Origin of the sequence: Anoxybacteroides tepidamans (assembly GCF_014201465.1) — a bacterium.
GTDB lineage: Bacteria > Bacillota > Bacilli > Bacillales > Anoxybacillaceae > Anoxybacteroides > Anoxybacteroides tepidamans.
Genome location: NZ_JACHEP010000012.1, coordinates 52,400 through 71,777 on the forward strand (window position 1 = coordinate 52,400; position 19,378 = coordinate 71,777).

At 45.5% G+C, this 19,378-nt stretch carries 17 protein-coding genes; 4 read left to right on the forward strand and 13 right to left on the reverse strand.

Translation table 11 applies throughout. The features are described from left to right. Positions 1 to 11 precede the first annotated feature (11 nt). Together gatA and gatC are read right to left on the reverse strand one after the other, a co-directional pair. On the reverse strand, positions 12 to 1,469 hold the full coding sequence (gatA, locus tag HNQ34_RS10955; protein ID WP_183254460.1) for an Asp-tRNA(Asn)/Glu-tRNA(Gln) amidotransferase subunit GatA: 1,458 nt from the start codon (positions 1,467 to 1,469) through the stop codon (positions 12 to 14). 12 nt (positions 1,470 to 1,481) lie between these two features. Continuing rightward, positions 1,482 to 1,772, reverse strand: a complete 291-nt coding sequence (gatC, locus tag HNQ34_RS10960) for an Asp-tRNA(Asn)/Glu-tRNA(Gln) amidotransferase subunit GatC (RefSeq protein WP_183254461.1) — start codon at positions 1,770 to 1,772, stop codon at positions 1,482 to 1,484. A 270-nt stretch (positions 1,773 to 2,042) separates the two neighbouring features. Between gatC and ade the strand changes: the two genes are divergently transcribed. After that, the gene (ade, locus tag HNQ34_RS10965; protein ID WP_183254462.1) at positions 2,043 to 3,770 is read left to right on the forward strand and encodes an adenine deaminase; all 1,728 of its coding nucleotides are present in this window, start codon (positions 2,043 to 2,045) and stop codon (positions 3,768 to 3,770) included. A gap of 83 nt (positions 3,771 to 3,853) precedes the next feature. Continuing rightward, positions 3,854 to 4,288, forward strand: a complete 435-nt coding sequence (locus HNQ34_RS10970; protein ID WP_409978368.1) for a hypothetical protein — start codon at positions 3,854 to 3,856, stop codon at positions 4,286 to 4,288. A gap of 663 nt (positions 4,289 to 4,951) precedes the next feature. Here HNQ34_RS10970 and HNQ34_RS10975 read toward each other — a convergent pair. The 7 genes from HNQ34_RS10975 to HNQ34_RS11005 form a co-directional block, all read right to left on the reverse strand. Next, complete coding sequence (locus HNQ34_RS10975) at positions 4,952 to 6,115, reverse strand: CamS family sex pheromone protein (protein WP_183254464.1); 1,164 nt, start codon at positions 6,113 to 6,115, stop codon at positions 4,952 to 4,954. Beyond that, positions 6,112 to 8,133, reverse strand: a complete 2,022-nt coding sequence (gene ligA, locus HNQ34_RS10980; RefSeq protein ID WP_183254465.1) for an NAD-dependent DNA ligase LigA — start codon at positions 8,131 to 8,133, stop codon at positions 6,112 to 6,114. Before ligA ends, HNQ34_RS10975 begins: the two co-directional genes overlap by 4 nt. Before the next feature lie 11 nt (positions 8,134 to 8,144). Further along, on the reverse strand, positions 8,145 to 10,340 hold the full coding sequence (gene pcrA, locus HNQ34_RS10985) for a DNA helicase PcrA (RefSeq protein ID WP_221277394.1): 2,196 nt from the start codon (positions 10,338 to 10,340) through the stop codon (positions 8,145 to 8,147). A gap of 51 nt (positions 10,341 to 10,391) precedes the next feature. Beyond that, a complete protein-coding gene (gene pcrB, locus HNQ34_RS10990; protein WP_183254468.1) occupies positions 10,392 to 11,087 on the reverse strand; it encodes a heptaprenylglyceryl phosphate synthase in 696 nt (231 codons plus the stop codon). A 97-nt stretch (positions 11,088 to 11,184) separates the two neighbouring features. Then, positions 11,185 to 11,511, reverse strand: coding sequence for a YerC/YecD family TrpR-related protein (locus HNQ34_RS10995; RefSeq protein WP_183254470.1), 327 nt, complete (start codon positions 11,509 to 11,511; stop codon positions 11,185 to 11,187). Between the two features lie 18 nt (positions 11,512 to 11,529). Beyond that, positions 11,530 to 12,534: a DUF3048 domain-containing protein gene (locus HNQ34_RS11000; protein WP_409978369.1), complete on the reverse strand. Its 1,005-nt coding sequence runs from the start codon at positions 12,532 to 12,534 to the stop codon at positions 11,530 to 11,532. Positions 12,535 to 12,562: 28 nt separating this feature from the next. Next, positions 12,563 to 14,305: an adenine deaminase C-terminal domain-containing protein gene (locus HNQ34_RS11005; RefSeq protein ID WP_183254472.1), complete on the reverse strand. Its 1,743-nt coding sequence runs from the start codon at positions 14,303 to 14,305 to the stop codon at positions 12,563 to 12,565. Positions 14,306 to 14,400: 95 nt separating this feature from the next. On the opposite strand from HNQ34_RS11005, the gene HNQ34_RS11010 reads away from it, so the two are divergent. Together HNQ34_RS11010 and HNQ34_RS17845 are read left to right on the forward strand one after the other, a co-directional pair. After that, positions 14,401 to 14,646: a YgaP family membrane protein gene (locus HNQ34_RS11010; RefSeq protein ID WP_183254474.1), complete on the forward strand. Its 246-nt coding sequence runs from the start codon at positions 14,401 to 14,403 to the stop codon at positions 14,644 to 14,646. Between the two features lie 248 nt (positions 14,647 to 14,894). Further along, positions 14,895 to 14,975, forward strand: coding sequence for an EYxxD motif small membrane protein (locus HNQ34_RS17845; protein WP_337959702.1), 81 nt, complete (start codon positions 14,895 to 14,897; stop codon positions 14,973 to 14,975). Here HNQ34_RS17845 and purD read toward each other — a convergent pair. The 4 genes from purD to purM are packed head-to-tail and all read right to left on the reverse strand — an operon-like array spanning position 14,938 to position 19,377. After that, positions 14,938 to 16,221 carry a phosphoribosylamine--glycine ligase gene (gene purD, locus HNQ34_RS11015; RefSeq protein ID WP_183254476.1) on the reverse strand — a complete coding sequence of 428 codons (1,284 nt, stop codon included), beginning with the start codon at positions 16,219 to 16,221 and terminating at the stop codon, positions 14,938 to 14,940. The genes HNQ34_RS17845 and purD overlap by 38 nt on opposite strands. Before the next feature lie 12 nt (positions 16,222 to 16,233). Beyond that, positions 16,234 to 17,772 carry a bifunctional phosphoribosylaminoimidazolecarboxamide formyltransferase/IMP cyclohydrolase gene (gene purH / locus HNQ34_RS11020; protein ID WP_183254478.1) on the reverse strand — a complete coding sequence of 513 codons (1,539 nt, stop codon included), beginning with the start codon at positions 17,770 to 17,772 and terminating at the stop codon, positions 16,234 to 16,236. Beyond that, entirely contained in the window at positions 17,762 to 18,343 is a 582-nt protein-coding gene (purN, locus tag HNQ34_RS11025) for a phosphoribosylglycinamide formyltransferase (protein WP_183254480.1), read from the reverse strand. The genes purH and purN overlap by 11 nt, the downstream gene beginning before the upstream one ends. Then, positions 18,340 to 19,377, reverse strand: coding sequence for a phosphoribosylformylglycinamidine cyclo-ligase (gene purM / locus HNQ34_RS11030; protein WP_183254482.1), 1,038 nt, complete (start codon positions 19,375 to 19,377; stop codon positions 18,340 to 18,342). Before purM ends, purN begins: the two co-directional genes overlap by 4 nt. Position 19,378: the final 1 nt, after the last annotated feature.

The following is a 19,378-nucleotide window of genomic DNA, read 5'->3' on the forward strand; positions in this document are numbered from 1 at the left end:
TATTTCCCCCCTTACAACGTTGGTTTTTGTTTATGGTAATCCGTTGCTTGTTCAAACGCATGCGCAACGCGATAGACTGTACTTTCGTCGAAATGTTTGCCGATGATTTGCAGGCCGACCGGCAAGCCGTTCACAAATCCGCATGGAACAGAGATGCCCGGCACCCCAGCAAGATTGACCGGAATTGTTAAAATGTCGTTCGCATACATCGTTAACGGATCGCTTGTCTTTTCGCCAATTTTAAACGCTGGCGTCGGCGTTGTCGGTCCGATAATTACATCATATTTTTCAAAGACGTTCTCAAAATCTTGTTTAATGAGCGTGCGCACTTTTTGCGCTTTTTTGTAATACGCATCATAATAGCCAGAGCTTAACGCAAATGTTCCGAGCATAATGCGGCGCTTCACTTCATTGCCGAAACCTTCGCTACGCGTTTGTTTATACATCTCCATTAAGTTTTTCGCATTATCGGTGCGATAGCCGTAACGAACGCCATCAAAGCGGGCAAGGTTCGCGGATGCTTCTGAAGATGAAAGCAAATAGTAAGTAGCGAGCACGTATTTCGAATGCGGAAGCGATACTTCTTCCCACGTTGCGCCAAGACCTTCTAATACTTTAAGCGCATTTAATACCGATTGGCGCACTTCTTCCGATACACCTTCGCCTAAATATTCTTTCGGAACGGCGATTTTCAATCCTTGAATGTCGCCCGTTAATGCGGATACATAGTCAGGCACATCGACGTTTGCTGATGTCGAATCCATCGGGTCAAGCCCAGAAATAACTTGCAGTAAATATGCATTATCTTCAACGGTGCGCGTAATCGGGCCGATTTGGTCAAGCGAAGACGCAAACGCGACAAGACCAAAGCGCGATACGCGGCCGTATGTTGGCTTTAAGCCAACGACACCGCAAAACGCTGCTGGCTGGCGAATCGAGCCACCCGTATCCGAACCTAGCGCAAACGGTACTTCTCCTGCGGCTACTGCTGCAGCCGAACCGCCGCTTGAACCGCCCGGCACGCGCTCTAAATCCCACGGATTGCGCGTTAATTGGAAGCCGGAGTTTTCTGTCGACGATCCCATCGCAAACTCGTCCATGTTTAATTTCCCAATCGTAATTGCATCCGCTTCATGCAAGCGCTGCATGACTGTCGCATCATAAATCGGGTCAAAATTGTAAAGAATTTTACTTGCACACGTTGTGCGAAGCCCTTTTGTGACGATGTTGTCTTTAATCCCAATCGGCATGCCAAAAAGCAGCCCGAATTCTTTTTCCGTTGCCAACTTCTCGTCGAGTTCTTTCGCTTTCGCACGCGCTTGTTCTTCATTGAGCGTTAAAAATGCCTGAACTTTTTCGTCGATTTCAGCAATGCGTTTAAACGATTCAGCGACTAAGTCGGAAACTGAAATTTCTTTTTTATGTAACAAATGATGCAGTTCTGATACTCGATGATCAAACAATGACATACGTTTCCCCCCTTATTCTAAAATGGCCGGCACGCGGAACTGGCCGTCTTGTTGATCTGGTGCGTTTTTCAACACTTCATCAAGTGGAAGACCCGGCGTTGGTACATCTTCACGCATTACGTTTTTCATGTTTAACACATGTGACGTTGGCGGAACGTTTTCCGTGTCTAGTTCGTTCAGCTGCTCTGCAAAAGTGATGATCGCATCCAATTGTTTTGTAAACATTTCAGCTTCTTCTTCTGTAATCGCTAGACGCGCCAAGTGGGCCACATGCTTTACTTGCTCGATTGAAATTCTTGACATCTGATTCACCTCCAACAAATTCGTCCTGCCACAATACTATGATGATACCAAACTTTCGTTGAATGAAGCAACATTTCCCATCAAATGTCTAGTTAAGGATTTGAACGAAATGTTTGACGAAAAGACTTTTTCAATCATACAATGAAAAAAATTTTAGTTCGCCGACAACTCGTATAATTTCAGAAATACGATCTACCAAACGACCGTAAATCATTGAACTACGAGGTTTTCTCTTCGTATCGAGTTGTTAGGAAAGAGGAGGAACATCGGATGAAACAACAGTTATGGAAACGGCTTGCCGTCGCCGCCAAAAAAGAACAAGCCGATGTCGTCGTCAAAAACGGAAAAATCGTCAACGTCTTTACTCATGAAATCATAGAAGGGGATCTCGCCATTATCGATGGTGTGATTGCGGGCATCGGACAATATGAAGGGCAAACGATCATCGATGCGCAAGGAAAATACGTTTGTCCGGGATTGATTGATGGGCACGTGCATATCGAATCATCAATGGTCACGCCAAGCGAGTTTGCGCGCGTTGTCGTTCCGCACGGTGTCACAACAGTTATTACCGACCCGCATGAAATTGCCAACGTTGTTGGCACCGCAGGGATTCAGTTTATGCTTGACGATTCAGAACGCGTCCCACTTGACGTTTATGTCATGTTGCCATCGTGCGTACCGGCCACCTCGTTTGAACATGCAGGAGCAACGCTTGATGCAAATGATTTAGCTCCGTTTTTAAGTCATGAGCGTGTCCTCGGTTTAGCAGAAGTAATGGATTACCCATCCCTGTTACATGAACATTCACATATGATCGCAAAGCTAGCAATGACTTTAGAAGCAAACAAGCTCATTGACGGCCATTTAGCTGGGTTGGATCGCGAGGCTGTCGACGTATACCGCAGCGCGATGATTCGCACAGACCACGAATGCGTTACTGTTGAAGAAGCGCTTGAACGCATTCGCCGTGGCATGTACGTCCTTATTCGCGAAGGTTCGGTGGCAAAAGATTTGATGAAGCTCATTTCCACAGTCAATCTTTATAACTCGCGCCGCTTTTTATTTTGCACGGACGATAAGCATTTAGATGAATTGTCACTAGAAGGAAGCATCGATCATCACATCCGGCTTACGATTCAAGCAGGAATCGACCCGATTACAGCGATTCAAATGGCGACATTAAATGCGGCGGAGTGCTACCGGCTACAAACAAAAGGTGCTGTCGCCCCTGGATATGACGCCGACTTTTTATTCGTTGACGACTTGCGTTCGTTTTCGATTACGCATGTGTATAAAAAAGGGCAGCTCGTTGCCCGAAATGGAAAAGCAACATTTTCAGTAAACCAAACAGCGAGCGTCTGCCAAACATTAATACGTTCCATTCATGCGCAAGCGATCACGGAAGCCGACTTACAAATTCCGTTTAAAAATGGAAATAAGGCGAACGTCATTCAAATCATTCCAAACCATTTGCATACAAAACATCTTGTCACACACGTCGATGTCCGCAACGGCGTATTTCAACCGTCGATCGAACGGGATTTGTTGAAGCTCATTGTCGTGGAACGCCATCGCCATCTCGGAGTCAGTGTCGGTATTGTGAACGGATTTCAGCTGAAAAAAGGGGCGATTGCGTCATCGATCGCGCATGACTCTCATAACATCATTGCCACAGGAACGAACGACGGCGATATTATCGTTGCGATTGAACACGTGAAAAAAATGAACGGCGGGCTTGTCGTTGTGAAAAACGGCGACATTTTAGCGGATTTGTCGCTTGAAATCGGCGGGCTTATGACGGCTAAAAATTATGAAGACGTATTGCAACGTTTACAAAGTATTCATCATGCCTTGTCTACACTCGGGGTGTCGGACGAATTTAATCCGTTTATTACACTCGCTTTTTTAGCCTTGCCGGTTATTCCTGAATTAAAGCTGACAGATCAAGGGCTGTTTGATGTAAAATCGTTTCAGTTCATATCAGTGGAAGCATAAATCCCCCAAACAGATGGGGATTTTTTATCCCATCTGTTGTCGAATGATGTTATAATATGGTTGTGTGCAAAGGAGGTGAAAAAATGAGCGAGCAATTACTGCAACAAATTTTACACGCGGTCACGCACATTCAGCAAGAATTACGGGAAATTCGTGAGGAACAACGTGTCATTCGCGAGGAACAACGAGAAATTCGCGAAGAACAACGTGTCATTCGCGAAGAACAACAAGCGTTGAAAAACGGACAAAAAGAGTTGTACGACTTAGTAAACGCGCTCATTCATCGCCAAGAAGAAACAGATGCAAAGCTCGAGTCGTTAACGATGGACGTCCATCGCATGCACGGTGAAATAACAGCGATGAAACAAGAAATCCGCACACTCAACGAAAAAATTGATTCCCACTACGAACAATTCAACGAACGACTCAACAATCTCCAACTTGATGTCGATTTCACCGTCCACAAAACGACCATGACCGAACGCGAACTTTTCAAAATGAGAAATCGGTTGTTTTAAAACGACCCTCTCTAGCTAAGCTAGGGAGGGAAAAAGCCTATTCTTCAAATAATCAAACAAGTGAGCGTATTGCTCGCGAATATGTTTGTAAATCTCCATCACCGTATCTTTATCATACGTATGCAAGGTTCTATTTCAGGCATTTGAATCCACGTTTCTCCACCTTGAATGAGTCCTTCTTTAAACGTTTCCTTTATTCATTTGTTCTCCCCTTGACAATATGCCTGTATCGTATTCTAAAAATAGTTCATAATAAATACATACTCCCAGTTACCGTTTTGATCGGGAGATTTTAGAAAAATCCACCTCAATCACTGTTTTGACAGAGGTGGATTTTTTATTTTTTACACATGAATAAACGAATCTGTATTATCTAACCATCATAGGAAATCCCGCTTTACTTAATGAATTAAGTGCCCATTGCAAAAAATATTGCCATTATAATGGGAACAAACAATAACATATTTTATTGAAGATCCTATTTTTTGATATAAATCCATATAATTCATTATACAATAAAAAGTATCGACTATAAAGGTATTTCCTATGAAAACTCCCTCCCAGCCTTTACTGAGAGGGGGTTTTGCTTAAAACATTTCTGATACTGTTTTTGCTTGTATATGAAAAACGCACGACACTCCCGAATTTGTCGCAAAAATTGTGTCACTGATAAATATGAACAAACGGCTGATCCGATTTAGCCTGACGAACGATAATGCTTTCCGGGCCGCTGACGGAAGAAATATAGACGTTCACGTTCACATAATCAGGGAATTTTTCCATCACAAGCCCCGTCACATATTGCGTAAATGCAATCACTTCTGCTTTCCCGTAAAATTGCATCGGAATCGTAATTGTGAGTTGTTGCAGTTGGTCATCACGATAAAACGCTTTTCCGATGACCCCTGTGTAATTCGGGAAAAAGTCTTCAATATCGGATTTAAAGTTTAAAAATTTCATCAAATCTTCGCGATGGTTTTTCTCCGCTTCATCTGATGGAAAAAGAGCGTACTCTTCATTAATTTTTTCCCATTGATCAATCGTCGCACTTCCTTGATCGACATTTGCCATCGCAAAAAAGTGACCAGGAATGATCGAAGTTTGCGGCTCTTGCTTAAACAGCGCGATTGTAATCGGCACTTCTTTTAAGCCTTTAATATCGCGAACCCGTGACAATACTTCGGCAGCTATTCGTTTTCCTTCCCGCTCGATCACTTCGTCTTTTATCTCTACTTCACGCGGGTATCCTTGTTCTGTTTCATAATAATGAACAGAATTCAACGCAATCCCTAAGACGATACCGCCGAGCTGCACTTTGCCGCTATTGTTTTTGATTAAATAATCGTGCTCTAATATGCTCGCTAAATAAATCGGGCTTTTCGTATTCTTTTCCTCATTCGTTCCTTGGTCGCTTAACACCGGGTTTAAGCCGATATTGTCCGCTTCTGTCATTCCTTCTTCTTTCAGTTGCGCCGTTGTCATTTTGCGCATGAGCCATTTTTTAATCGTTTTTTTATCTAAATACTGGCCCTCTTGAAATAAATAATCTTTCGGCGAAAACCGTTGTTGCGCAATGCGCATTAATCCCGTTTCAAATTCGTCGACATCTAAGCGCGTATTCAAATTTTCAACCACTAGCCCACGTGCTTCTGACGGTGTAAATGGCAAAATCATTCGATAATACGAATCCGAAATATTATATTTTGGAATAACCGCTTTTTGTTGTTTGTTGTTTTTTTCTTGCACGACTTCTTGCTCGCTAAATTTTGGCGCACACGCCGACAGGAAAAGGGTGAGCGCTGTCGTTAATATCGCTAGTTTTTTCATGTTGTTGACACCTGCCGCTCGATTTCTTGAAGAAAGCGCGCTTCATCCCAAATTTCGATGTTGAGTTGCTGCGCTTTCGTTAATTTAGAACCTGCATCGGCACCAGCGATCACTAAATCGGTGTTTTTGCTGACGCTGCCGGCTACTTTGCCGCCGAGCTGTTCAATTTTTTCTTTCGCTTCATTTCGTGATAATGCCTCTAGCTTCCCAGTTAAAACAACGGTTTTTCCTGCAAAATAAGAGGAAACTTCGGCTGCTTTTGCCGATTTTTGTCCTTTGTATGTCATGTTCACGCCATAGGAACGAAGCTCGTTCAATAGCTGCCGGACTTCCGGTTTGGCAAAGTAGGTAACGATCGAATCCGCCATTTTTTCGCCAATTTCGTGAATGGCCGTTAATTCTTCTTTCGTGGCGGCTTGCAGACGGTCCATCGTCTCGAAATGCTCAGCCAATATTTTTGCCGCCTTCGCTCCGACATGGCGAATGCCAAGGCCAAATAAAAGGCGTTCCAGCGAATTTTGCTTCGATGCCTCGATTGCTTGAAGCAAATTGGTAGCCGATTTCTCCCCCATTCTTTCAAGATTCATAAGCTGTTCTTTCGTTAACGTGTATAAATCTGCTACATCATGAACAAGCCCTTCTTTGAACAGCTGGGCAATCACTTTTTCACCAAGCCCTTCAATATTCATCGCTTGGCGTGACACAAAATGAATCAATCCTTCGCGAATTTGTGCCGGACATTTCGGATTTAAACAACGAAGCGCTACTTCGCCGTCTAAACGAACGAGTTCACTGTGACACTCCGGACAATGCGTCGGCATCAAAAACGGCACTTCACTACCCGTACGGCGCTCCGGCAAGACATTCACGACTTCTGGAATAATGTCGCCCGCTTTTTTAATGACGACATCGTCGCCAATCATAATGCCTTTCGCACGAATCAAATCTTCATTATGAAGGGAAGCGCGCTGCACAATCGTTCCAGCGACGCGCACCGGTTCTAAAATGGCCGTCGGTGTGACCACGCCCGTACGTCCGACGCTTAATTCAATTCCGATGAGTTTTGTGACCACTTCTTCGGCCGGAAACTTGTAAGCGATGGCCCAGCGTGGACTTTTCGCCGTCGCGCCAAGCTGTTCTTGCTGCTTGAACGAATCGACTTTAATGACAATTCCATCAATTTCATAAGGAAGCTGGGGCCGCTTTTCATGCCGACTGTTTATAAATGCAACTACTTCGTCGATCGTTGCACAGCGACGGCGTTCCGAATTCGTTTTAAAGCCGAGTTGCTGTAAGTAGTCAAGCGCTTCGCTATGTGAACGAATCCCAAGCTCCTCCGCATTCACTAACCCATACACAAAAATGTCCAAGTGGCGGGAAGCGGCCACTTTCGGATCTAGCTGCCGCAAAGAACCGGCTGCAGCATTGCGCGGGTTTGCAAACAGTTCCTCGCCGCGCTCACGGCGCTGTTCATTTAACCGCTCGAACGATCGTTTCGGCATGTATGCTTCGCCGCGCACTTCTAACGTCACCGGTTCATGGAGCTTCAGCGGCAGCGAACGAATCGTCTTTAAATTTTCAGTAATATCCTCGCCCGTTACACCGTCGCCACGCGTCGCCCCTTGAACGAAGTACCCGTCTTCATATCGTAAAGATACAGCCAGCCCGTCGATTTTCAGTTCGCACACGTAAGCGATATCGTCGCCTACTTCTTGGCGCACGCGGCGGTCAAAATCGCGCAAATCCCCTTCGTTAAACGCGTTCGAAAGGCTTAACATCGGCACGCGATGTTCGACTTTTTGGAACGCATCCAACGCTCGTCCGCCAACGCGCTGCGAAGGAGAATCTTTTGTCTTTAAATCCGGATATTGTTCCTCTAGCGCAATCAGTTCCTGCATGAGCCGGTCGTATTCGGCATCAGGTACTGACGGACGATCCAACACATAATATTCATAGTTATATTGATTTAAAAGGCGGCGCAGTTCTTCGATACGCTCAATTGCCGTTTGTCGGTCCATTTTCATCCTCCTTACACTTTTGTAATCGGTGCAAATTTGGCCAATAACCGTTTAATTCCGATTGGGCTTGGGAAGGCGACATCGAGCTCTTGATCGTCCCCTTCTCCTCGCACGCTGACAATCGTGCCGATTCCCCATTTTTTATGTTCAGCTTTGTCGCCCACTTTCCAAGCGATCACCTCTATGCCGGCCGTTGCGGCGGCTGTCGTGCGGATCATTGCTGTTCTCGTCGGCCCGCTTGACGTCCAAGACTTCGCTTTGTTTGCCTGCTCGATTAATTCGTCTGGAATTTCGCCGACAAAGCGCGATACCGGATTGACCGTTGTTCTACCAAACAATGTCCGTATTTGGGCGCTCGTTAAAAACAGTTCTTCTTCTGCTCTCGTAATTCCGACATAGGCAAGGCGACGCTCCTCTTCCATTTCTTCTTCATCGTCGAGCGAACGGCTATGCGGGAAAATTCCTTCCTCCATACCGATTAAAAAGACGACTGGAAACTCTAATCCTTTCGCCGAATGAAGTGTCATTAACACAACTGCTTCGCTTCCTTTTTCTTCCGGATCGTTCAGTTGGTCAATATCGGCTACTAAGGCTAAGTCGGTTAAAAAGGCAATTAACGATTTGTCTTCGCTCACATTTTCAAAATGCTTCGTCACCGATAAAAATTCGTCAATGTTCTCGAGGCGGCTTTGCGCTTCTAACGTTTTCTCCGCGCGAAGCATCTCGCGGTATCCTGATTTCACCAACACATCTTCCACAAGCTCCGTCACGGACAAATATTCTTGCATTTGTCCCCAATGCTCGATTTGCCGGCGAAATTCCTGTAACGGAGCGGCAATACGTGCGCTCAGTCCGATATGTTCAAGCTCGCCAAGCGCTTGAAACATTGAAAGCCCGTGCGATGCGGCATAGCTGGCAATTTTATCGAGGGACGAAGCGCCGACGCCCCGCTTCGGTACATTAATAATTCTCGCAAAACTAATATCATCATTCGGATTGGCAATAAGGCGCAAATACGCCAAAATGTCTTTAATTTCTTTTCGGTCATAGAACTTCAGTCCACCGACAATTTGATACGGAATGTTCGCTTTCAGTAACACTTCCTCGATGATCCGCGATTGTGCATTCGTCCGGTATAAAATGGCAAAATCGGAATAACGGCGCTTGCCGGACTCGACATATTCTTTCACTTTTCCGACGACAAATTGCGCTTCATCCGATTCGCTCAACGCCTCGTAATACACGATTTTTTGCCCTTCCGGATTTTCCGTCCATAATTTTTTCGGCTTGCGATTGTAGTTGTTTTCGATTACTTCATTCGCTGCTTGCAAAATGCGTTTCGTCGAGCGGTAGTTTTGTTCGAGCAAAATGACTTTTGCGTTCGGATAATCTTTTTCAAACGATAAAATGTTTTGGATGTCCGCCCCGCGCCAGCGATAAATCGACTGATCGGAATCGCCGACAGCACATATGTTTTGAAACTTTGACGCTAACATTTTCACAAGCATATACTGCGCCCGGTTTGTGTCCTGGTACTCATCAATATGAATGTATTGAAACTTATACTGGTAATACTCCAACACTTCCGGCACTCGTTCGAATAAATGAATGGTCGTCATAATTAAGTCGTCAAAATCAAGCGCATGGTTGCGCAAAAGGCGCTGCTGGTACTCTGTATAGACGTCGCTCGCAATTTTTTCGTAATAGTTTCCTGCTTTTTTGGCGAATTGTTCTGGAGAAAGCAGTTCATTTTTCGCACTGCTGATCGTGCCTAAAATGGCGCGCGGGTCAAATTTTTTCGAATCGATATTTTTCTCATTCAAAATGTTTTTTAAAACCGAAAGCTGGTCAGTCGTATCTAAAATCGAAAAATTACGGTTGATTCCAATGCGGTCGGCATCGCGGCGCAAAATACGGACGCACATCGAATGGAACGTCGAAATCCAAATGTCTTCGGCCGCCCCGCCAACAAGCGATTGCACGCGTTCTTTCATTTCGCGGGCAGCTTTATTCGTAAATGTGATCGCTAAAATGTTCCACGGTGCAACATGCTTTTCCACCATTAAATAGGCAATGCGGTGCGTTAACACGCGCGTCTTTCCGCTTCCTGCTCCAGCCATAATGAGAAGGGGCCCTTCCGTCGTTCTCACCGCCTCTTGCTGTTCGCGATTCAAATTTGCAAGGAGCTTATTGGATAAAAAACTCAATGTCATCACCACCATACAAACATTCGTTCTATTTTACTACATTTTTCCCGGTCATACAACGTTCCCTTTCACAGCCTTCACCGTTTCAAGCGCTTTGGGCAAATCTTTATACACGGCGTTTCCGACGACAATCGTATCGGCGTATTGCGCCATTTCTTTCGCCTGCTCGGCCGTTTCAATTCCGCCTCCGTAAAACAGCCGGGCATGGTGCAGTACACGTTTCACACTTTGTACCGTTTGTACGTTCCCGTATGTTCCACTATATTCCAAATAAAAAATCGGCAGCTTGTACATGTTTTCTGCTATGCGAGCGTACGCCACGACATCTTCGCCCGATAGATCGGTGTTTGCCTCCGTTAGCGCCGCCGCTTTGCAATCTGGATTCAAAATGCAATACCCTTCCATCACAATTTCATCCCAGTTCATTAATTCCCCAAATTGTTTCACCGCTTCATGATGTAAATCAATGATCCATTTCGTTTTCCGGCTATTTAACACCGTCGGAATGAAATAAAAATCAAATCCCGGCGTCACCGCCTCCACGTTTGATATTTCCAACGCACAAGGAACGGCAAAGCGACGAATCCGTGCCATTAAATCAAGCACGTTTTCTAACGTCACTCCATCCGTTCCGCCAACAATGACGGCATCGGTTCCAGATTCGCAAACTAGTTCGAGCTCTTCATCGCTAATGTCTTTATTCGGATCTAGTTTAAACACATGACGCCATCGACGAATATCGTACATACAATAACCTCCATTATATATATCCGTCTTTTCATTATAACAAATCTGTTCTTTTTTCAGCCAAAAAGAAAAGGAGCCCCGGCTGGAATGCTCCTTTTTAAGCGTGATTTGTTTCTTTCGAATCATTTGATTGCTCTTCTTTAATGCGATCAAGCGCCATCCCGTATGCATCGTTTCCATAGTTTAAACAACGTTTGACGCGCGAAATCGTGGCTGTGCTCGCTCCTGTTTCCGTCTCAATTTTATGGTACGTGTACCCTTCGCGTAGCATCCGTGCCACTTCAAGGCGCTGTGCAAGCGATTGAATTTCGTTAACCGTGCATAAATCATCGAAAAAACGATAACATTCCTCTAAATCGCGAAGAGAAAGAATCGCCTTAAACAACTGATCTACCTCTCTGCCTCTCAGTTTGTCAATTTGCATGCGTTTTTCAACCCTCCATCAATGATATTGAACAATATCCATCTGTGGAACGATATTAATCCACGTTTTTCCCGGTACAAATCCGATGGGCACACCGTTTTCATATGGCAACAGGCGGCCGTTGACATTTTTCCATTCGACACGCCGTACTGTTCCGTTTTGAAACAAATAGCCGTTCCCTCCGGATTTCAAATCAATATCGCGCCGACCGTACTGGTCAGAAATGATATGCTTAGCTGCGACAACGAATAAGTTTTGAACCAACACAGGTTCGCGCGTATCATAATCGATCGTTTGCTCGCCCGCGCTATAGCGAAAATAGCCGTTTTGCTCTGGAACATATTTGTATTGAACTTGGGCGTACGCTTGGCGGGAATACGAAATCTCCACTTGTTGCGCGGATTCCCCTGTTGATTCGTTTTGGAAAAACGGCAGCGGCTCGACCGTTTCTTGCAGCGCATAGCCTTTTTCTTTCGCGCCTTTTTCGATATTGGCAAACGTAATGTACGAATTGTGGGGCGCCTTGCGGAACGACACGCGCTTGAACAGCGTCCCATCATAGAATAGTCCATTCAAATAATCGGCTTCTCCGGATTCCAGCATGCTTTTCGCTTCCGGACTCCAGCCATGGCAAATATACAGCGCATCGAACCCTTTGCTCAACTCAATGTAATAATCGCGGGCGCTGCGAACCGGTCCGACTTTTTCCGGAAATTCGCTTTGATATAGCGCCAAAAAGCGCGTAATATCGCCTTCGGCCAACACCTCATAAACGACATCCGCTTTCTGCAAGCCTGATTGCGGCCTCGCTTTCGGATGATTGTTGATCATGACGGCAACCACGCGATGATCCGTCCGTGTTTCGGCAGGCAATCCCGTTAACGGAAACATAGCTTGTTGTTGCGGTGTTTGTTCTTGACTTTCTTGCCTTGGCGCTTCAATCTGTGTTGCATTTTGTTCTTTCTTCGCGCAGCCGCTGAACAAAAGGTAAACTACGCTTATCACCATCAACCATCGTTTCACTGCTCACACAACCTTTTTCTTTTATATTTTAACGCATTATTGATGGAAAGAGTATCGTTTTGTTCATCACATCATAAATTCCTTTTTGCGTAATTCGAATATAAGGTAGATGAGTGGATTGGAAAAATAGAAGCGAATAAATCGGATCGGCGAAACGATATCCCCTTTCTTTTAATAGCTTCGTCAATTCCTTTTCTTCATCGATCAGTTCTTCCATTTTTTTCTTCGACATCATTCCGCTAAGCGGTAACGGAATTTCGTGAATGATTGTCCCGTTTTCCGCCAACACGATTCCGCCGCCGATTTCGTTCATGCGTTGAAACGCTAAAAACATATCGCGTTTGCTTTTTCCGATTAATAAAATGTCCCCTGTATTGGAATAAGAGCTAACCAATCCTTTCACATGAGTCGCAAATCCTTTGACTACTGTATTCACACGCCATTTCCCATTTCGGTCTACAAGCATTAAAAAGCTTTCATCATGGGCGGTAGACAACTCATCGTGTGACGTATCGATCGAAATGGAATACGGCCGCATAATGACGGAGTTTTGCATATGCAGTCCTAACGGCATCGAAAATTGTAAATCATCAAGCGACAATTGCCAAATCAAGCGAAGCGGAGTCATTCCATAAGACTCCCAGTCAATCACAGAAAACGGTTCTTCACAAACACCATCACGCTTCACCCAGTGCCCTTTTGCCAGCACGCTGACCGGTGTCGGGTCGTCTTGTGCCCGTAAAAAATTGATATTAGCCACCCGGCCTGTTGTAATGGAGCCGTGAAGATGTTCCATCTGATAATGGCGGGCGACATTCACTGTCGCCATATGATAGGCATCTATGATCGGAACTCCTTTTTCAATGGCGATTCGAATCATTTGATCGATTAAGCCTTGCTCGTAAAATGAAGGTGGCGAACCGTCTGTCGTGAAAATCAATCGGTCGTATTGCTCGATGCCTAATTCTTTGATTTCTTCAAGCAATGCCGGTAAATCCGGGCGAATCGAAGAATATCTCAACGAAACGGTATATCCGTGCAAAAGTCGGTTGTATACTTCTTTGCCCGTCATCGCTTCGTGGTCGCAATCAGCGCCGATTAGCATCATTTTTGTAAGCGTTTTCTCTGAAGCGCTAGGAAAATGGCCTTCGATTTGTTTTTTCATTTGTTTTGCTTCTTGTATCCAATGAAGCATCACATCATCCCCGGCAAGCAGCCGCGGCCATCCCGTCAATTCTCCCCCTTGCACGACGGACTTTTGTTTTAACCATTCTTTAATGGTCGCATAAGAAAACCGCTCTTCCTCTTTTTCAAGCTCTGTTTGTCCATCAAAGCGGCACCACCAATACATCGTCACCGGAAGCGATTCTATGTCCCGCAAAAAAGAAAACGCTTTCTTTTTTGATAGCTGCAATGCAAGAAATAAATTATCGTTGATGATTGTCGTCGTGCCAAACTTCGCTGCATATTCCGCCAACGTTTGGGGATTATATAACTGAAACGGATGCGCATGCGGTTCAATATAGCCTGGGACTAAATAATAGCCGCTGCAATCGATCACTTCGCATTGTCCAAGATCGTTCGGCAAACGTTCACCGGCGTAAATGATGCGATCTTGATAAATCCAAATGTTTCCTTTTTTCCATTGATGTAAATACGAATGCAAATAGGTAGCGTTTGTAAGCAACTTTGTCGGCGATCGTTTTCCGTCGATAATCGACATTTGTTCACGCAGTTGCTCACTTTTCCAGCGGTAACGTTGTTCAACCATATACATCCCCGTTCCTTTTTTTCCTAAATTGTACCATGTAACCATTTTACCGCATTAAAGTCATTTTCACAAACAAAAAAAAGAGGTGGAAATATATGGATAAAGTAAATATTGGAATATGGAACGCCCTACTTCGAATTACATGTGGGCTGACTTTGCTTGCTTGGATCACTGCAAAAATGGTGAAGCGCCCTTGGTACGATTCATATATCGTTGTAGCAATGTTAGCAGCCATGAAAGTAGCAGAAGGAATCACCCGCTTTTGTCCGTTAACGGCATTTATCGAAAAGTACCAGCAGCAAAAAAAACAAAACAACCAACCGCCAGGCAATCCAACGTAATTTTAAGAAATGAACCGCTAGTGTTATCCATTATTTCACCAAGCGTGTTAATTAACTATTAAAAACAAGTTGACATCGCTCTATTCCTTGCTTTTCTGCTTTAGAAAAGCCGCAGGTCGAGCGATGAGCATCGGTTTTGCTTAATCATTCAAACACGTAAAAACGGGCTGACTTTATTTACACAAGCCAGCCCGCAAACATAGATAGTAAGGAGAGAATCCATTATGTTGCTCGAATATATGACGGATATGTCGTTTGTGCTCGCCACATTAATTGGCGGAATTATCGCCCTTACTTTTGTTTATGTGAAGAAAAAGCGTGTGCGATAGCTTTATGGCCGATGTCGCGGCGATAAAACAGCTGGTCGCAGCGCACTTTGGCGATTTGTGCATATGCTTCTTGCTGCGCTTCTTCGAGTGTAGCTCCTTTTGCTGCAATCAATAGCACGCGTCCGCCGTTTGTGCATAATGCCCCATTTTCCGTTTTCGTTCCGGCATGAAAGACAAGCGTGCTTTCTTTTAATTCATTCAATCCCTCGATAACCGCTCCGCTTTCATATGCTTCAGGGTAGCCTTTCGAAGCTAAGACGACACCGATTGCCGCTTCTTTCGACCACGTTAACGCGACTTCCTTCCCTTCAAGTAAGTCAATGATGAATTGCACAAGATCGTTTTCTAAGCGCGGCAACACCACTTGAGCTTCTGGGTCACCGAAACGCGCGTTAAATTCAATCACTTTCGGTCCTTGAGCAGTGGCGATTAATCCTGCATATAAGACGCCCGTAAATGGACGACCTTCGGCAACAAGCGCTTTCGCAACCGGATAAATAATTTGTTCGACCGCTTGCTGCACGATTTCGCCAGCAATTTGCGGAACAGGGGAATAGGCACCCATTCCCCCGGTATTAGGGCCTTCATCATTGTCAAATGCACGTTTATGATCTTGAGCGATCGCCATTGGATACGCTTTTTCGCCATGAACAAACGCCATGAGCGAAAACTCTTCTCCTTCTAAAAATTCCTCAACCACCACTTGTTTACTTGCTTCCCCGAACTTTTCCTCTACCATCATTGCATATAGTGCATCGATCGCTTCTTGCACCGTCATGGCCACCGTGACGCCTTTTCCGGCCGCTAATCCATCTGCTTTAATGACGATCGGTGCCCCTTTTTGTTCGACGTACGCTTTTGCTTCCTCATAAGAAGTAAACGATTGATATTCAGCAGTCGGCACACGATATTTTTTCATCAATTCTTTTGCAAACGCTTTGCTTCCTTCAATGAGCGCCGCTTCTTTCCGCGGTCCAAAAATGCGCAATCCTTCTTCTTGGAAGCGGTCTACAACACCATTTAAAAGAGGGGCTTCCGGTCCGACAATCGTGAGATCAATCCGTGCGTTTTTCGCAAACTGTACAAGCGCTTCTGTATCATGTTCAGCAATCGGAACGAGCTCAGCTACCTCAGCGATCCCCGGATTCCCCGGCGCTGCATACAGTTTTGTCACAAGCGGGCTTTGCGCCGCTTTCCAAGCGATGGCATGCTCCCGTCCACCGCGACCAATAATGAGCACCTTCATTTCTTTCACCTCTTAATGTTTAAAATGACGCACACCCGTAAAGACCATGGCGATTCCGTATTCATCGGCTTTTTGAATCGAGTCTTCATCGCGAATCGATCCACCCGGCTGGATAATTGCTGTCACTCCTGCTTTCGCCGCCGCTTCGACCGTATCATTCATCGGGAAAAAGGCGTCAGACGCTAAAGCCGCTCCTTGTGCTTTTTCTCCCGCTTGCTCAATCGCAATTTTCGCTGCGCCGACGCGGTTCATTTGGCCCGCCCCCACGCCGATCGTCATTCCGTCTTTGGCAAGCACGATCGCATTCGATTTGACGTGCTTCACAACTTTCCAAGCGAGCTTCAAATCTTCCCATTCTTTTTCCGTCGGCTCGCGTTTCGTCACTACTTTCAACTCCGCGTCGTCAAGCGTATACCGGTCTTCCTCTTGCACTAACAATCCGCCTTTCACCGATACGAACATCGGCTCGTTCTTTTGTTCTGCGACAAAATCGACCGTGAGCAACCGAATGTTTTTCTTCTGCGTTAAAATCGCTAGCGCATCCTCACTGAACGATGGGGCGATAACAATTTCTAAGAAAATTTCGTGCATCTTTAACGCCGTGTCGCGGTCGACTTCCCGGTTAAGGGCGATAATGCCGCCAAAAATCGACGTTGGATCTGCTTCGTACGCTCTTGCGAACGCTTCAAAAATCGTGCCGCCAACCCCTACTCCGCAAGGGTTCATATGCTTCACCGCCACTGCTGCCGGTTCTGTAAATTCTTTCACAATTTGCAATGCGGCGTTAGCATCGTTAATGTTATTGTATGATAGTTCTTTTCCGTGCAATTGTTTGGCGGCTGCAATTGAGAACGAAGATCCTAACGGCTTTTGGTAAAACGCCGCGCTTTGGTGCGGGTTTTCGCCATAGCGCAAATCTTGCTTTTTCGTAAACGTCACCGTCAATGTTTCTGGATACGACTCGCCTGCTGTATTCGTTAAATATTCGGCAATCATTGCATCATAAGCAGCAGTGTGGCGGAATACTTTCGCTGCCAGCTTCAAGTTCGTGGCTTTGGAAACCGCGCCGTTTTCCCTTAATTCTTGCAGCACTGTTTCATAGTCGGCAGGATCGACTACTACCGTCACATATTGGTGATTTTTTGCCGCCGCCCGGAGCATCGTCGGACCGCCGATATCAATATTTTCAATCGCTTCCGCAAACGTCACATCCTGCTTAGCAATCGTTTGCTGGAACGGATATAAATTGACGACCACTAAATCGATCGGCTGAATTTGATGTTCGTTCAGTTGCTGAAGGTGGTCTTCGTCATCGCGAATGGCCAGCAATCCGCCGTGAATCATCGGATGAAGCGTCTTCACGCGCCCGGCTAAAATTTCTGGAAACCCGGTCACATCGGAGATGCTGATGACAGGAACCCCTTCTTGTTCCAACGTTTTTTTTGTTCCGCCTGTCGAAATAATCTCGACCCCTAATTCCGCCAATTGTTTGGCAAATGAAACAATTCCTTCTTTATTGGAAACGCTCAGTAATGCACGTTTAACGTTCATATGTTTCGACCCTTTCAAGCAATGTTTTTAAGACGGATGGATATAGTTCATGTTCGATGGCATGAATTTTTCGTTCCACCTGTTCCAGCGACTCCCCTTCCTCAATCGGAACCGCTCTCTGGGCGATAATCGGTCCGGTGTCCATTCCTTCATCGACGTAGTGAACGGTTACACCTGTAATTTTTACACCGTAGCGGTACGCTTGTCCAATCGCATCTTTTCCAGGAAACGCAGGTAACAAAGACGGATGGATGTTGACGATTCGCCCTTCATAAGCAGACAAGAGCGTTGGGCCAATTAGGCGCATGTAGCCGGCTAAAGCGATAAATTCAATGCCGCTCTCGGTTAATTGCGCTAAAATGTCCCGTTCAAAATCCGCTTTCGTTGCATAATCTTTTGGACGAAAAACGAAAGCGGGAATGCCTTCTTTTTTCGCCCGCTCGACCACTTTGGCTTCAGGGCGGTCACATACTAATAACGCTACTTCCGCCGCTAGTTCTCCACGTTTGACCGCATCGACAATCGCTTGAAAATTCGTTCCGCTCCCAGAGGCAAATATTGCAAGCTTCATTCCATTTTCCCTCCGGCAAACACAACGCCTTCACCTTTTTTGACGCGGCCGATTAAATACGCTTTTTCACCAAGCTGTTCTAAACGTTCAATGAGCGGATGAATCATTTCGCTGTCCACCGCCATGACTAAACCGATTCCCATGTTAAAAATATTAAACATCTCTTTCCGCACAAGATTTCCTTTTTCTTGCAACAAGTCAAAAATCGGCGGAATCGGCCAAGAACCGTAATTAATTTCTGCACATAACCCATTTGGCAACATGCGCGGAATATTTTCAACAAACCCGCCGCCTGTAATGTGAGCCATTCCTTTAATCTCAAACTCCTTCATCACTGCAAGCAGCGATTTGACATAAATGCGTGTCGGTTTAAGCAGCTCGTCGCCTAAAGGAAGTGGCAAGCCATATGTTTCATGCAAATCGAGCTTCGCCTCTTCCAATACAATTTTCCGCACAAGCGAGTAGCCGTTGCTATGGATGCCATTCGAGGCAAGCCCGATTAACGCGTCGCCTTCTTGAATCGTTTCCCCTGTAATTAATTTCGATTTCTCGGCAATGCCGACTGCAAAGCCAGCCACATCATATTCTTCTTCACGATACATGCCCGGCATTTCCGCTGTCTCTCCTCCGATCAGCGCACAACCCGCCTGCACACATCCATCGGCAATACCTTTCACGATTTGCTCAATTTTTTCCGGAACCGCTTTTCCGCAAGCGATATAATCGAGGAAAAAGAGCGGTTCCGCCCCTTGGACCACAATGTCATTGACGCACATCGCCACGCAATCGATGCCGATCGTATCATGCTTATCCATCATAAAAGCAAGCATCAATTTTGTGCCAACTCCGTCCGTCCCTGACACTAATACCGGTTCGTTATATCCTAGTTTCGATAAATCGAACATGCCGCCAAAGCTGCCAAGTCCGCCGAGCACTTCTGGGCGAGCCGTTTTTTGGACATGTTTTTTCATTAAGGAAACAGCTTTGTAACCCGCCTCAATATCCACTCCCGCTCGTTTATATGCGTCCGCCACC

Bases quoted from the DNA above. Each gene is read 5' to 3' on its own strand.
- ade (WP_183254462.1), top strand. From the start codon at position 2,043: ATGAAACAACAGTTATGGAAACGGCTTGCCGTCGCCGCCAAAAAAGAA.
- HNQ34_RS17845 (WP_337959702.1), top strand. From the start codon at position 14,895: ATGTCGTTTGTGCTCGCCACATTAATTGGCGGAATTATCGCCCTTACT.
- HNQ34_RS10975 (WP_183254464.1), bottom strand. From the start codon at position 6,115: ATGAAAAAACTAGCGATATTAACGACAGCGCTCACCCTTTTCCTGTCG.
- purD (WP_183254476.1), bottom strand. From the start codon at position 16,221: ATGAAGGTGCTCATTATTGGTCGCGGTGGACGGGAGCATGCCATCGCT.
- purN (WP_183254480.1), bottom strand. From the start codon at position 18,343: ATGAAGCTTGCAATATTTGCCTCTGGGAGCGGAACGAATTTTCAAGCG.
- gatC (WP_183254461.1), bottom strand. From the start codon at position 1,772: ATGTCAAGAATTTCAATCGAGCAAGTAAAGCATGTGGCCCACTTGGCG.
- HNQ34_RS11010 (WP_183254474.1), top strand. From the start codon at position 14,401: ATGGATAAAGTAAATATTGGAATATGGAACGCCCTACTTCGAATTACA.
- ligA (WP_183254465.1), bottom strand. From the start codon at position 8,133: ATGGACCGACAAACGGCAATTGAGCGTATCGAAGAACTGCGCCGCCTT.
- pcrB (WP_183254468.1), bottom strand. From the start codon at position 11,087: ATGTACGATATTCGTCGATGGCGTCATGTGTTTAAACTAGATCCGAAT.
- HNQ34_RS10995 (WP_183254470.1), bottom strand. From the start codon at position 11,511: ATGCAAATTGACAAACTGAGAGGCAGAGAGGTAGATCAGTTGTTTAAG.
- HNQ34_RS10970 (WP_409978368.1), top strand. From the start codon at position 3,854: ATGAGCGAGCAATTACTGCAACAAATTTTACACGCGGTCACGCACATT.
- HNQ34_RS11005 (WP_183254472.1), bottom strand. From the start codon at position 14,305: ATGGTTGAACAACGTTACCGCTGGAAAAGTGAGCAACTGCGTGAACAA.
- gatA (WP_183254460.1), bottom strand. From the start codon at position 1,469: ATGTCATTGTTTGATCATCGAGTATCAGAACTGCATCATTTGTTACAT.
- purH (WP_183254478.1), bottom strand. From the start codon at position 17,772: ATGAACGTTAAACGTGCATTACTGAGCGTTTCCAATAAAGAAGGAATT.